Genomic DNA, 12,193 nt, shown 5'->3' with positions numbered 1-12,193 from the left:
CGGTCGCAGTGATGGGCGGCTCGAACGTTTGGGAGGTGAGCGTGCAGGCAGGGGACCGCATCGGGGACCGGTACGAGTTGACCTACCCGATCGGGCGCGGCGGCATGGGCCAGGTCTGGGCCGGCTTCGACGAGCGACTCGACCGGCCGGTGGCGATCAAGTTCCTCCGGCAACTGGAGGTGCCGGAGGACGAGCGCGAGGTCGCGGTCAAGCGGTTCCGGCGCGAGGCGCGGGCCACCGCCCGTCTCGAGCACCATGGCGTACCCGCCGTCCACGATCTCGGTGAGCACGGCGACGACCTCTACCTCGTCATGCAGCTCATCCGGGGAATCGTCCTCGCCGACCACATCGCCGAGCAGGAGCAACTGTCCGTGGGTGAGGCGGCCGCCATCGGCGCGCAGATCTGCTCCGTGCTCGCCACCGCTCACGCCGCATCCCTCGTGCACCGCGACCTCAAGCCTCAGAACATCATGATCGCGGAATCGGGTGCGGTGAAGGTCTTGGACTTTGGCGTCGCTGCCCTGCTCGGCCCGCCCGAGGCTTCGCGACTCACCGCCACCGGCCGCACCGTCGGCACCCCGGCCTACATCGCCCCTGAGCAGGCGGCAGGCGGCCCGATCGGACCTGCCACCGACCTTTACGCCCTGGGTTGCATCCTCTTCGAGATGCTCGCCGGTAAGCCGCCGTACGAGGCGTCGAACGCCCCCGACATGCTGCGCCGACACCTGCACTCGCCGATCCCCGTCATCACCGAGTATCGGTCGGACGTGCCGGACGACCTGGCGCATCTAGTGTTCTGCCTACTCGCCAAGGAGCCCGCGGAGCGGCCGGCGTCGGCCCTCGAAGTCGAGCACCTCCTGACGCCCTTCGTCAGCGACAACGCTATGCCTCCAGTGATGCCAGCACTGCTCGGTCCTCGGCCCGCGTCCGACCCCGTGCCAGCTCAGCGAACGCCGCTGGAGCTGACCGAGTTGGGGGCGCAGGCGCACGAACTGGCCGAGCAGGAGCGGTTCGTGCAGGCGGCCGATGTGTTGGAGCGTCTCCTGTCCTCCCTGCCTCCTGATGCCGGTACGGTCACCCCAGACAAGGTCGCTTTACGGACGGATATCGCGAACCTGTACATGCTTGCCGGTTACTTCCGGTGTGCAGAAGCAGCGTTCAAGACACTGGCACATGATCTAGACCGGTCAGAGGACGAGCAGGGCCCTGGCCGAGGAGTGCCGCCGGCAGGCAGCCGCCTGCCGGCTGGAGATGGGGTTGACGGGAACCGAAGCAACGCCCCTTCGCCCTGGTTGAGACACGATCGCATAGACCCACCTCGTCGGCGTGAGCAGCCGTCCCGATGATGCGAGGGCCAGGGATCTCGAGTTGCCTTACGACGAGCGTATGAGTTCCAGCGTCTGGATTGCGATCTTTACTGATGCCGGCGGAAGCTGCGGGGCCTGCTCGTCACTCACCGGGTTCGGCGCAGTCAACCGGACCTCCACGATCACGTTGGCGTCCAGCACCTCAACCTTTGTATCCTCCTCGGAAACGTTTTGGTAGCGGACGGCATCCGCCACGATGTCGGAGCCGCCCTCGAAGGGTTGGGCCGTGCTAGCAGGGGCGCTCCGCTCGAACCCGGTGCGCGCCTCGTCCCTGCTGCCGAACGTCTGCACGCGCGCAGTCACGAACCCGCCCGCGTACCCGTCTCCGCCGAAGAATCCCTGGGCGCACCGGAAATCGGGGCCCCGGTCGAGATCCTTTGGCGGAATCGGCATCGCCTCGCGGAAGGCCGGGTTGGCGATCGTGTAGTCGATGCGGTCGCAGAGGTCGGTCGGCACGGTGTGGATCACGCTGGCCGGTACCGCAGGTGCCGGCTCATCGTTGCTGGCACAGCCGGTCAGCAGCAGGACGGATGCCATGGCGCTCATAGCTGCGACCAGCGCTGCTCGGGACGGCAAGATCATCACAGCGGGAGTGTGCCAGCACAGTCGGGCTGGTGGCAATGCGCGGCCGGCTGCTGGCTCGACCCGGTGAGTTCGAGATGACCGTCCGTACCAGGGGTCGTTCCGGGCGGAAGGCGCCCGCGCCGCTTCATGCCCTACGCCGGACCTCAATCGATGCCGATCGGCAGCGTTAACGGTGCGGAAACAATGCGTTGACCCACGGCCGCGCGGATCACGGCCCAGTCCGACACCGGCCCGGCATCGTGAGTTGTTGCTCGACGAGGGACTTGACGAATCCGAGAACTGACCCCTCGACGAGGTGGCATCGGGTAAGAACTGTCGAGCTGAACCGTTCGTGCTGTCACGCCGGCGAGGTCCCGTTTCCAGGAGGAGCCGCCGGTCGCCCGATTCGTTTGCGCTGTCAGGTTCACAGGGTCGGCGTGCCTTCGGCGGCAGCGGCCAGAACGCGGTGGATCAGGATTCCTCTCGGTGTCGGCCCGGTAGTGCCACGTCCAAAGGGTCGCGGAAGTGCTGGAGTCGAACCCCGAGGGCTCAGCGGCAGACCAGCACCGCGTTCGCCCTGTCCAGGACGATGCCCAGGACACGGCCCGCAGTGGCCAGATCCTCGGCCGGCAGGTCGCCCCACAGCCGCTCGGTGATCGGGCCGATCGCGGTGCGGATTCGCGTCCAGCGCGCCTGCCCTTCGTCGGTGACCTGGACGCGGCCGTCGCCGCCGTCGCGCAGGAGCCCTGCGGCGGTCAGCTCGGTGATGCGTTCGGCCACCGCCGCCGGGCTGAACTGGGTGGCAGCGCCGACTCGGTGGATGAGCTCGGCCCGTTCGGTGTCGTCGCCGCTGACCACGGTCAGCGTGAGGGTCACCCACTGGGCTTCGGTGATGCCGGTCCCGGCGAGCTGCCGATCCAGGATCGCGTTGAGCGCCTTTTCGGTCTGGCCGATGAGCGCGGCGCCGAAGGCAGGGGTCGGGGTCGTCACGATGACCTCCCAATCTGTTTTCTGCTCTAACGTTTATTCATCTAACGTTTCGGGTGAGAACGAATGTAGACCGTTAGTCCAACTAACGCAAGGAGTATGATCAGCGTCATGACCAGCAGAGCCGAAGCCGCGCACATGCCCGACCACGGCGGTATGCAGACGCCGGACCGGCTGCGCCGACGCGCCAGCCGCCTGCTGTCACAGCTGACCGCCCAGTCGGACCGGCTGGTGACCGGCGGGCTGGCCAAGGCCGACGCCCGCCGGTGGCACTACGCCGTGCTCGCCTCGTTGCAGGAGTACGGCCCGGCCAGCCAGGCGACGCTGAGCCGACGTACCGGCATCTACCGCAGCGACATGGTCGGCGTCCTCAATGAACTGGCGGAGCGCGGCTTCGTCGAACGGGCGCCGGATGCCGGTGACCGCCGCCGCAACGTCATCACGATCACCACCCAGGGCCGCCGGCAGCTGCGCCGCCTCGACAAGGTTCTGGACGACCTTCACGAAGAGCTGCTCGCCCCGCTGCTCCCCGCCGAACGCGACCAGTTCGTGGAACTACTCACCCGCCTACTGGACCACCACTCGCGGCAGATGCCCCAGCCGCCGGCCCCCTGACCCGGCACCACGCCGGTGGCCCGCCTGCGCATGCCCGAGCTGGTACGGCAGCGAGTTCAGGAAGGTGGGCGTGGAGTGGCCTGGCCACCGGCGAGCCGGCTGATACCTCGTGTGGGGCCTGTCTAGTTGAACCGTTGGTGCTGTCACTCGTGAAGCCCTCACGCCGACGATGAGCCGCCGGTCGCCCGATTCGTTTGCGCTGTCAGGTCGAGAGGAACAGCGTGCCTTCGGCGGCAGCACGACACAGCCGAGCATCGGTCCTTCGACCTGCTCGCAGCGCCAGCAACAGCGCTGCGAGCGGGTCGAGTACGGTCAGCGAGGCGAAGTACCACATCAGCCAGACGGGCATTGGCGGGTTTGGACCACCCGGACGGACCCCGTGCCGTCGGGGGTGCCGGCGAATGCCGTCAGACCCGCTGGATGATCTTTGCGTTCGGGGATCCGGTCACGCAGGAGGACGTGTTGGTGGTGCCGACGACCACGAACTGCGGCGGGTACGGCGAGATCGCGCAGATCACGGTGGTGCCGGAAGTGTTGGCCCGCTGGATGTACCAGGTGTTGGGGGAGTTACCCGGGCACGACAGCGAATAGCCCTGCGCGGTGATCACGAAGTGCGGGCGCAGGTCGGAGACCGAGCAGACCGTCATGCCCCCCGTGGCGCCCACTGCCGGGTACGCGATGGTCCAGGTGTTGGGGTAGCTGCCGGGGCACGAGGCCGAGGTGCCCTCGGCAGTGATCACCCAACCCTCCGGCCGGGGAGAAACCTTGCAGATCGAGATGGCGGTGTTGGTCGGTGCCTGGCGGATGCTCCAGGTGTTGGGGAAGTTGCCCGGGCATTCGGCCGAGCTGCCTTCGGCGATGATCACGTAGCGGTCCGGCACCGCCGTCACCCCCTTGCACATCGCGGTGCCGTTCGGGTCCGGCAGGGTGATCGTCCAGGTGTTGGGGTAGTTGCCCGGGCACGAGGGGGATACCCCTTCGGCCGTCACGACGTAGCCGGCCGGGATCGGCTGCGACTTGCAGATCGACGTGGTGCTCGCCGCCGCCGGTGCCGGCATCATGAGCTGGACACTCGCGCCGATCAGCACCGATATCGCGGCCAGCACCCCGAGTCGCCGGATCGCCTCGCGCATCGACAAACCCCCAATGTCCGTATCAACCCGGTACGCCACCGCCTGGTGACCATTGTGGACAGTTTACCTCGCTGCCCTGACATCACCGGGCGGGCCGCCGACGAAGGCGACCCGCCCGGTGATGTCACTGGTCAGGCGGACTGGATGAGCTTCGCGTTCGGGTAGGAGCCCACGCAGGCGGTCGTGTGGGTGGTGCCGACCATCACGTAGTACTGCGGCACCGGGGACACCGCGCAGGCCACGGTGGTGCCGGTGCTGAACGGCCGCTGGACGGTCCAGGTGTTCGGGGAGCTACCCGGGCACGACAGCGAATACCCCTGCGCGGTGATCACGTGGAAGCTGCGCAGAGTGGACACCGTGCAGACCGTGATGCTGGCCCCCGTGGCCCCCTCGATGGTCCAGGTGTTGGGGAAAGTGCCGGGGCACAGGGCCGACGTGCCCTGCGCGGTGATCACATAGGCTGGCGGTATCGGGGAGATCTTGCAGACGGCGATGGGGGCGTTCACCGGTGCCTGCTTGATCTCCCAGACGTTGGGGTAGCTGCCCGGGCACAACGGCGAGTTGTTCTCGGCCACGATGACCCACCGGCCCGACGACGGAATCGGCGACGCGAACCGGCACATCGCGGTGCCGTTCTTGTCCGGCAGGGTGATCGTCCAGGTGTTGGGAAAGTTGCCCGAGCACGAGAGCGACGACCCTTCGGCCACCGCGACGTAGCCGGCCGGAATCGGCTGCGACTTGCAGATCGAGGTGGTGCTCGCTGCCGCCGGTGATGGCATCATGACCTGGATGCCCGCGCCGAACAGCACCGATATCGCTGCCAGCACTCCGAATCGCCGAATCGCATCGCGCATCGGCACACCTCCACTGTCGGTAACCACGTTTCGTCACCACACTGTGACCACTGTGGACAGACTGCCTTCTTGATCCACACGACGTCAAGCGCGGTCCGGACAGCCGGCTGAGCTTTGCATTCGGGTAGCCGCCCACGCAGGCGGTTGTGTGGGTGGTGCCGACGACCACATGGTTCAGCGGGCGTCTCAGCTCGACGACCACGTGCTCGTCGAGTTTTTCGTCGGTGTGGCTACGTCCTGTCCAGACCCCGTCCACCCGAGACGTGCTGGGCCTATCCCCGCGACTGAAATTTCGCAATCCAGCCTGTGGTAACAGATTCGGCCAGTGAGCGGGAACGACAACGGAGGGGTTGGACAGCAGAATCAGGTCAACTTTTTCGTCGGTACTCTCGAGGAGGAATTGTGAACGGCACCAGGAAAGCCGCCGTCGTGCTCGCCGCGCTGTTTGCCCTGGTCGGCGGGAGCCTTGCTGTTCCACAGCCGGCGTTTGCCTCGACGTGCTCGGCGTGGGCTGAGCAGTGGCATTTCTACGAGAGGCTGGCGCAGGACCCGGCACTGCGGTCGTGGGCCCTCGCGCAGCTGGAGATCATACGGCCGATCATGGTGGCGCAGAACTGTCTGGTTCCTCCCCTGCCCTTCGAGTTCGGTGGGCTGAACTAACTCGAAGGGAAGCCGCGCCAGCGGCGGCGACGTCTGGCTGGGTGTGGGTTTGAAACCCACGCTCTAGCCGGCCCAGATGCGCAGGCAGGCGGCCATGATCCGGAAGGGAAGGCCGCGCGCCTCGGTCTGGTCGACGGTGCCGGCCAGGTGCAGGTCGAGTTCGGGGCAGGTGAACAGCCAGGTGCCCGTCGATCCCGAGTGCCCCACAAGGGTCACCGGCCCGCGTAGCGGCGACATCAGCCGGTTGACGGTGAAGATCATGGTGCCGAGCCCGTAGCGGAGGACCGGGGCGTTACGCAACCGGTTGCGTCGCTCGGTCAGCAGATACCGTGTGTTCCTGTCACCGAAGGGCTCGCCGGCCAGGAGCGCCCGCTCGAAGGTGAGGAGATCGCTCGTGGTGCTGTAGAGGTCGTTGCTCGATGCGATGACTCCGCCCACGTCCACCCGACGCCGCCCGGCGTACAGGGGCAGGGGAGCGGGCAGACCCGGCTCGGCGGGCTCGGCGGCGGGATGCCAGGTGCGGTTGAGGCCGAGCGGGCCGGTGAGGCGTTCGGCGAGGAGATCGGGAAAGCCGCACGAGGTGACGCTCTCCAGGATCCGGATCAGCAATTGGAAGCCGGTGTCGGAGTAGCGGGCCCGCTGCGTCGCGGCGGCGAGGTCCTGCGGGCTGAAGTGGGGGCCCTGCTGCTCGCGGGTGATGCCGATGACGTCGTCGAATGTCCAGGACGTGTCGTGCCCGGCGCGCAACTGCCGGTAGAGGCTGGGTGCGCCGCGACGTCGTTCGAAGAAGTCCGGCAGCCCTGAGGTGTGGCTGGCCAGGTGACGTACGGTGATCTGTGGCGTCTGATCCACCCCGCGCCGCACGTGCAGTCCGGTGGTGACGGACGCGGGCAGGTAGGTGGTGATCGGGGCGTCGAGGTCGAGTTCGCCGCGCTCGTGGGCCTGCAGGACCAGCGTGATGATGAACCGCTTCGTGATCGAGGCGATGAAGAAGGGCGTTTCGGGGCGCACCTCCGGCTCGTCGGCGCCCTCCGGCCCGGACCCACCCGACCAGTGGCGCTGCCCGTCGGTGCTGGACAGGGCGAGGCTGACGTGGTGCAGACCGGGTCGGGAGGCCAACCTGCGCGCCAGGCCGGTAAGGCCGGCGTCGACCGCGCCGGTCATGCGGTTGCCGGCTGCCGTGAACGTACGCCGCTGAGAACCTGCTCGCATAGCAACATGCCTACTAGACATGTCTAAGAGAATCAACCGGGTAGGATCCCGGGTGTGGCACACGTGATCCTGGGCCTGCTGCTCCTCGCCCCGCAGAGCCTCTACGGCCTGATCAAGAGCTTCGAAGCGGGTGTCGCGCTCTTCTACAGCGCCAGCTCCGGCAGCATCAAGCGGGCGCTCGACACGCTGCTCGGCAAGGGGCTCATCGAGGTCGCCAGCACCGAACCGGGCGGACGCGGCAAGAAGGTCTATCGCGCGACCGAGGCCGGACGGCGGGAGTTCCACCGATGGATGGCCGGTGAACTCAGCGGAGCGGACCTGGAGACAGCGGCGCTTCCCCGACTGTTCTTCCTCGGTCTGCTCGACCCGGCGGAACGCGCACCGGTGCTGCGACGCATGCGGGAACGGGCCGCAGCCGACCTGTCCAACCTGACCGCCCTCAAGAAGCAGCTCGACGCGATGGAGGTGCCTGCGGAGTTCCGCGATGTGGCGGCGTACCAGCGCGCGACGCTGGACTACGGCATCGCCTCGGGACGCCACGCCCTCACCTGGTTCAGCGATCTCGCCGATCGCGGCGGACCACCGGACGGGTGCGCGGCCCCACGATCAGGTCGTGGTGGTGAATCAGCAGCGGGCCACGAAGCTGGAATCGTAGACCCAGGTGAGGGTGACGATCGAGAGTCGTTCCCGGTGCCAGTAGCGGAACGTCAGGTTCGCGATGAACGATGATTCTCGGGAGGCGCGTTGCCCGACGTACCGTTCGGTGCTCGCCGACGTCGGCGGACTGTAGTCGCCGCTGCTGGTGCAGGATGGTGTGCCGAAGGCGCTGCTCGTCGGGATCGTGGCGCTGGAGAGCAGGGTGACGCCGGAGCATCGGGCCACGTAGCTGTTTCGGTACAGCAGCGTCGAGCCGTGTAACTCCTGCACCATCCAGTACCGGTAGGTGACGCCGCCATTGGTCCGGTTGCCGATGTGCGACCAGGTCAGGGCGAGCGGGTTGCTGATGCCGGGTGGCTGACTGAAACCTACGGTGGCGCAGAGGGGTTCAGCGGACAGCGGGGTGACGGTCCGCGCTTTCGCGGGGCTGATCAGTGCCGTGGCGGCGACCAGGCCGACGACCAGGCCGAGCACCAGCAGCAGCGCCGATGGCCGGCGAGGGCGAGACGTGATCGGGACGTGGTCGACGGACATGGGGTCACCTTCCCTGTGCTACGGATGGCATGACCGAGGTGCCGCAACACCGAAAACATATAGAGATGTATCCATGTCTCGGGTGGCTCTGACGGCGATCCGACAGAAGCGTCCCCGGCGAGTGCCATCAGCAGCCAGAGCGGTTGATACCGGCAGTGCGCCCGGGTCGCGTGGCCCGGGCGCTGTCTACCGATTTGCGGTCAGTTGTCGGCCCAGTAGGTGCCGGAAGCAGCCAGGGCCCGGTCCAGCGGCTGGAAGAAGAGCGTGCAGACACCGCTGCGGCTGGCGGCCACCGACATCCCGAGCGCCCTGACGACGCCGGGAGCAGGGGTTACGAAGTTGTAGACCGGACCGCCGCTGTCACCGCTGTCGCCACAGAGATCGGTCGAGATCAGGTGCTTGACGACCCGCTTGGGGCTGCCGTAATTCACCGACACGTCGTGCTGTAGCACTTCACCGCACGTCGTCTTGGTGCTACGCCCGGACTTGCAGATGTGCGAGCCAGGCCCCGGAACGCGGCCCATCCCCTTGATCTGCACCGTCGACGGGCCGTACCGATTGACCCATGGTTCGGGGTGCTGACGGGAATTGTAGTCGTAGCGGATGATGCCCCAGTCGCCGCTTGCGTCGAAGCGCCAGTCACCGCTGGTGCCCATCAACACGCCATTGTGTATCCACGTCTTGCCTTGGGCGTTCCCAATGCAGTGCCCGGCGGTGAGCAGAACCCATTTGCCGTCAAAGGTCTTGACGCGGAACCCGTGCGAGCACTTGATGCCGTTGCTGGCCTGTACCTCGTCGGCACTGTTGATTTCCCGGCCGATCGCGGCCGGGCCCGCGGGTACCTCCGACAGGCGGACCCCGTCGCCCAGGGCGCGTACGGCGGCAAGGAACTCCGGACTCGAACCGCCGGCCTCCACCTCGACCTTGACGACGTTGGCCTGGCTGTCCACGTACCAGGAGCCGGCCCCGGCCTCGTGCCGCGCGGCGATCGCGTCGACCTTGTCCTGCACCGCCTTCAGATCTGCGGCGGAGCGCGTGACGACCTTCTCCCGCACCGTCGCGCCGGCGGCCTGTTCCGGTGCGTCACCAGGGCGGGTGACCGCGACCACGACCGTGTTGTTGGCGTGATCGATCCAGCCGCCGGCGAATGTGGACGGGTCGGTCTCGGCGACCGCGGCCTCGTACGCGGCGGTCAGCGTCTCTTGCCGAGTGACGGTCTCCGCCGCCACGAACTCCGGCGGCGGACCGTCCGGTGATGCGGCGAGTGACACGGCCGCGTCGCTCGCGACAGCGGACGGGGCGACGGCGAACGTCCCGACGAGCATCAGTGCGCTGACACCACCGACGAACAACCTTCTTTGTGACTTCACGTACGGTCTCCTTCTCCTCTTCCTGACCTTTGCGCTGATCCCACTGTGCGAATCGAAACCCTCAATCCCTGCGGCACGCGTGCGGTGAAATTTCGTCCAATCCAGGACGTGTTTGCTGGCAGGTGAATGACGCGGGAATTGACCGCACCGGATGTGGCGCCGTACCGATGTGAAGAGCCTAAAAAGGTTCACGGTTACCGGCTATGCAGCCTGCTGTACCAAGGCTCGGCAGGAGGCGGTACGGCGCTGTGGCGGCCAGGGTCGTGCCGTGGCCCGGCTCCAGGATCGGCACCTGCCCGCAGGGGTCGGTGGGCCTCGCATGCAAGGAGCGGTGATTGGCGACCATCGATGAAACCTGAACCTTCGCCTTACGCGTCGCCGTGGCGCTGTTCTATGGTCGAGACATGGTCTCGCGTCGATCGATTCTCCGAACGGTGCCACTCGCCACCGCCGCCCTGACCGCCGCCCCAGCTCATCCCCATTGGCTCAGCGGATCGTCCACGTCGACGGTTCCGGCACGCGTAGCCCCCGACCCGGCCACGATGCAGGCCGCCGCGAGCGCGGTGTGCGGCTTCACCGCCGACCTCTACCACACGTTGGCGTCCACCCATGCCGGTGGCAACGTGGTGTGCGCGCCCTACTCGGTCCAGTTGGCGCTCGCGATGGCCCGGGCCGGCGCCGGATCGACCACCGCCGACGAGATGGACGCCGTGCTGCACGCGCCGCATCCGCGGCCCGGCACTCTCGACAGCGGCCTCAACACCGTCGACCAGTCGCTCGCCGGCCGGTTCCAGGACGGCGACGGAGTCAGGCAGCCCCGGGTGACCACGGCCAACGCCGTGTGGACCCGGCTCGACCTGGTGCTGCGATCCGGGTTCCAGGACACTCTGGCCGGCTACTACGGTGCCGTCCCGCACCCGGTCGACTTCCGGGGCGCGCCGGAGGCGGCCCGCCAGGAGATCAACACCTGGGTGTCCGATCGCACCAACGCGAAGATCCCGGAGCTGCTGGCGTCCGGCACCGTGAGCGCCGACACCAGTCTGATGCTGACCAACACGGCCTACCTCAAGGCGGCCTGGTACTACCCGTTCAATGCCAGGGCCACGGCAGAGGAACCGTTCACCCGGGACGACGGCACCGTCGTCCAGGTGCCGATGATGCGCGGTCCGTTCGACCCGATGGGCCACCTCCTGGGCGACGGTTGGCGGGCTGTCGACGTGCCGCTCGCGGGCAACGGGTTGGCCATGGCCATCGTCATGCCGACCCGCGACGATCTCGCCACGGTCGAGGCCCACGTCGACGGGGCGTGGCTGAGCGCCCTGTTCGCCGGCTTCCGGTACACCGACATCCAACTGCGGATGCCCCGGTGGACGTTCCGCCTGCCGGCCCAGTTGGGCGCCGCGCTCAGTGGCCTCGGCATGACCACGGCCTTCAGCCCGTACGCCGACTTCACCGGGATGAGCACCACCGATCCTGATCTCTGCATCGACGACGTGGTGCATGAGACCTTCATCGGGGTGGACGAGAAGGGTGTCGAGGCGGCGGCCGCGTCGGCGGTCATCATCCGGCCGCCGTCGATCCCGGTGGGACCGCAGTTCTTCGTGAACCGGCCGTTCCTGTACATCATCCACGACCAGGTCACTGGCGTGCCGCTCTTCCTCGGCCGGGTGCACGACCCGCTGGTCACCGCCTGACGCGATCAGTAGCCGACGGCGACATGGCGTTCCGCGTCAGGCCGCTGCACCGGCGGCGATGTCGCGTACGGGTGCGGCTGACCCCGGCCGGCGAGGCGTTCCTTCCGGCGGCCCGTCAATGCCTGGACGCGGCTGAGCGGGCCGCCGTCGCGGTCATCCTGGCCCCGCAGGTCCGGGTCGCGGTCGCCGCACCGGGTGCGGTGATCGCCGAGGCCATCGTCCCTGGTCAAAGTGCCGCGATCATCCTGGGCAGCGGCGGGGACTGCTGTAAACCAGACGGCGGAGCCAACCTCAGCGCCGGCACCTTCTACGAGGGCGCCATGGTCGCCGGCTATCCCTCCGACGCCACCGAGAACGCCGTGCACGCCAGCATCGTCGCCGCCGGCTATCGCTGACGGCGGTCCGCGTCGATCACCGGTCACACCGGCCGGTGATCGACGCGCGGGCGTCACCGCCGTTGCGACGGTCCGACCGGTACGCCGGACGATGTCGATCCGAACTCCGACAACCCGGTGTCGGCGAAAGGGGCGGCACCTGCGAAAAGTG

At 67.7% G+C, this 12,193-nt stretch carries 13 protein-coding genes and 1 pseudogene; 6 read left to right on the top strand and 8 right to left on the bottom strand.

Annotation, left to right across the window (positions count from 1 at the left end):
* Positions 1-35 precede the first annotated feature (35 nt).
* Positions 36-1,346, top strand: coding sequence for a serine/threonine-protein kinase (locus Vlu01_RS21095; RefSeq protein ID WP_204002286.1), 1,311 nt, complete (start codon positions 36-38; stop codon positions 1,344-1,346).
* Positions 1,347-1,373: 27 nt separating this feature from the next.
* Here Vlu01_RS21095 and Vlu01_RS21090 read toward each other — a convergent pair whose 3' ends face one another.
* Both Vlu01_RS21090 and Vlu01_RS21085 read right to left on the bottom strand, forming a co-directional pair.
* Positions 1,374-1,952 carry a hypothetical protein gene (locus Vlu01_RS21090; RefSeq protein WP_204002285.1) on the bottom strand — a complete coding sequence of 193 codons (579 nt, stop codon included), beginning with the start codon at positions 1,950-1,952 and terminating at the stop codon, positions 1,374-1,376.
* A gap of 528 nt (positions 1,953-2,480) precedes the next feature.
* Positions 2,481-2,921, bottom strand: a complete 441-nt coding sequence (locus tag Vlu01_RS21085) for a MarR family winged helix-turn-helix transcriptional regulator (RefSeq protein ID WP_204002283.1) — start codon at positions 2,919-2,921, stop codon at positions 2,481-2,483.
* Positions 2,922-3,029: 108 nt separating this feature from the next.
* On the opposite strand from Vlu01_RS21085, the gene Vlu01_RS21080 reads away from it, so the two are divergent.
* Positions 3,030-3,533 (top strand): MarR family winged helix-turn-helix transcriptional regulator, encoded by a 504-nt coding sequence (locus Vlu01_RS21080; protein ID WP_239096031.1) that lies wholly within the window; start codon positions 3,030-3,032, stop codon positions 3,531-3,533.
* Positions 3,534-3,735: 202 nt separating this feature from the next.
* Here Vlu01_RS21080 and Vlu01_RS21075 read toward each other — a convergent pair whose 3' ends face one another.
* The 3 genes from Vlu01_RS21075 to Vlu01_RS21065 form a co-directional block, all read right to left on the bottom strand.
* On the bottom strand, positions 3,736-3,882 hold the full coding sequence (locus Vlu01_RS21075; RefSeq protein WP_204002281.1) for a hypothetical protein: 147 nt from the start codon (positions 3,880-3,882) through the stop codon (positions 3,736-3,738).
* A gap of 58 nt (positions 3,883-3,940) precedes the next feature.
* The gene (locus Vlu01_RS21070; protein WP_204002279.1) at positions 3,941-4,666 is read right to left on the bottom strand and encodes a hypothetical protein; all 726 of its coding nucleotides are present in this window, start codon (positions 4,664-4,666) and stop codon (positions 3,941-3,943) included.
* Between the two features lie 131 nt (positions 4,667-4,797).
* On the bottom strand, positions 4,798-5,520 hold the full coding sequence (locus Vlu01_RS21065) for a hypothetical protein (protein WP_204002276.1): 723 nt from the start codon (positions 5,518-5,520) through the stop codon (positions 4,798-4,800).
* 402 nt (positions 5,521-5,922) lie between these two features.
* Between Vlu01_RS21065 and Vlu01_RS21060 the strand changes: the two genes are divergently transcribed.
* The gene (locus Vlu01_RS21060) at positions 5,923-6,180 is read left to right on the top strand and encodes a hypothetical protein (protein ID WP_204002273.1); all 258 of its coding nucleotides are present in this window, start codon (positions 5,923-5,925) and stop codon (positions 6,178-6,180) included.
* 63 nt (positions 6,181-6,243) lie between these two features.
* On the opposite strand, the gene Vlu01_RS21055 is transcribed toward Vlu01_RS21060, so the two are convergent.
* Entirely contained in the window at positions 6,244-7,392 is a 1,149-nt protein-coding gene (locus Vlu01_RS21055) for a serine hydrolase domain-containing protein (protein WP_204002270.1), read from the bottom strand.
* 54 nt (positions 7,393-7,446) lie between these two features.
* On the opposite strand from Vlu01_RS21055, the gene Vlu01_RS21050 reads away from it, so the two are divergent.
* On the top strand, positions 7,447-8,121 hold the full coding sequence (locus tag Vlu01_RS21050; protein ID WP_204002266.1) for a PadR family transcriptional regulator: 675 nt from the start codon (positions 7,447-7,449) through the stop codon (positions 8,119-8,121).
* Here the strand turns inward: Vlu01_RS21050 and Vlu01_RS21045 are convergent.
* Positions 8,017-8,583, bottom strand: coding sequence for a hypothetical protein (locus tag Vlu01_RS21045; RefSeq protein WP_204002263.1), 567 nt, complete (start codon positions 8,581-8,583; stop codon positions 8,017-8,019). The genes Vlu01_RS21050 and Vlu01_RS21045 overlap by 105 nt on opposite strands.
* Positions 8,584-8,783: 200 nt before the next feature.
* Complete coding sequence (locus tag Vlu01_RS21040) at positions 8,784-9,812, bottom strand: S1 family peptidase (RefSeq protein WP_204002261.1); 1,029 nt, start codon at positions 9,810-9,812, stop codon at positions 8,784-8,786.
* 545 nt (positions 9,813-10,357) lie between these two features.
* Between Vlu01_RS21040 and Vlu01_RS21035 the strand changes: the two genes are divergently transcribed.
* Both Vlu01_RS21035 and Vlu01_RS21030 read left to right on the top strand, forming a co-directional pair.
* The gene (locus tag Vlu01_RS21035) at positions 10,358-11,647 is read left to right on the top strand and encodes a serpin family protein (RefSeq protein ID WP_204002260.1); all 1,290 of its coding nucleotides are present in this window, start codon (positions 10,358-10,360) and stop codon (positions 11,645-11,647) included.
* Between the two features lie 227 nt (positions 11,648-11,874).
* A pseudogene (locus tag Vlu01_RS21030) lies at positions 11,875-12,042 on the top strand (arabinofuranosidase catalytic domain-containing protein); the annotation flags it as partial.
* Positions 12,043-12,193 lie beyond the last annotated feature (151 nt).

This window comes from Micromonospora lutea, assembly GCF_016863535.1.
Taxonomy (GTDB): Bacteria; Actinomycetota; Actinomycetes; order Mycobacteriales; family Micromonosporaceae; genus Micromonospora; species Micromonospora lutea.
The sequence above is the reverse complement of the archived record's forward strand: the minus strand, read 5'-3'. Positions and strand labels throughout refer to the sequence as shown.

Excerpts from the sequence above, each read along its gene's own strand:
- Vlu01_RS21035 (WP_204002260.1), top strand. The coding sequence starts at position 10,358 with ATGGTCTCGCGTCGATCGATTCTCCGAACGGTGCCACTCGCCACCGCC.
- Vlu01_RS21055 (WP_204002270.1), bottom strand. The coding sequence starts at position 7,392 with ATGCGAGCAGGTTCTCAGCGGCGTACGTTCACGGCAGCCGGCAACCGC.
- Vlu01_RS21070 (WP_204002279.1), bottom strand. The coding sequence starts at position 4,666 with ATGCGCGAGGCGATCCGGCGACTCGGGGTGCTGGCCGCGATATCGGTG.
- Vlu01_RS21065 (WP_204002276.1), bottom strand. The coding sequence starts at position 5,520 with ATGCGCGATGCGATTCGGCGATTCGGAGTGCTGGCAGCGATATCGGTG.
- Vlu01_RS21075 (WP_204002281.1), bottom strand. The coding sequence starts at position 3,882 with ATGCCCGTCTGGCTGATGTGGTACTTCGCCTCGCTGACCGTACTCGAC.
- Vlu01_RS21080 (WP_239096031.1), top strand. The coding sequence starts at position 3,030 with ATGACCAGCAGAGCCGAAGCCGCGCACATGCCCGACCACGGCGGTATG.
- Vlu01_RS21045 (WP_204002263.1), bottom strand. The coding sequence starts at position 8,583 with ATGTCCGTCGACCACGTCCCGATCACGTCTCGCCCTCGCCGGCCATCG.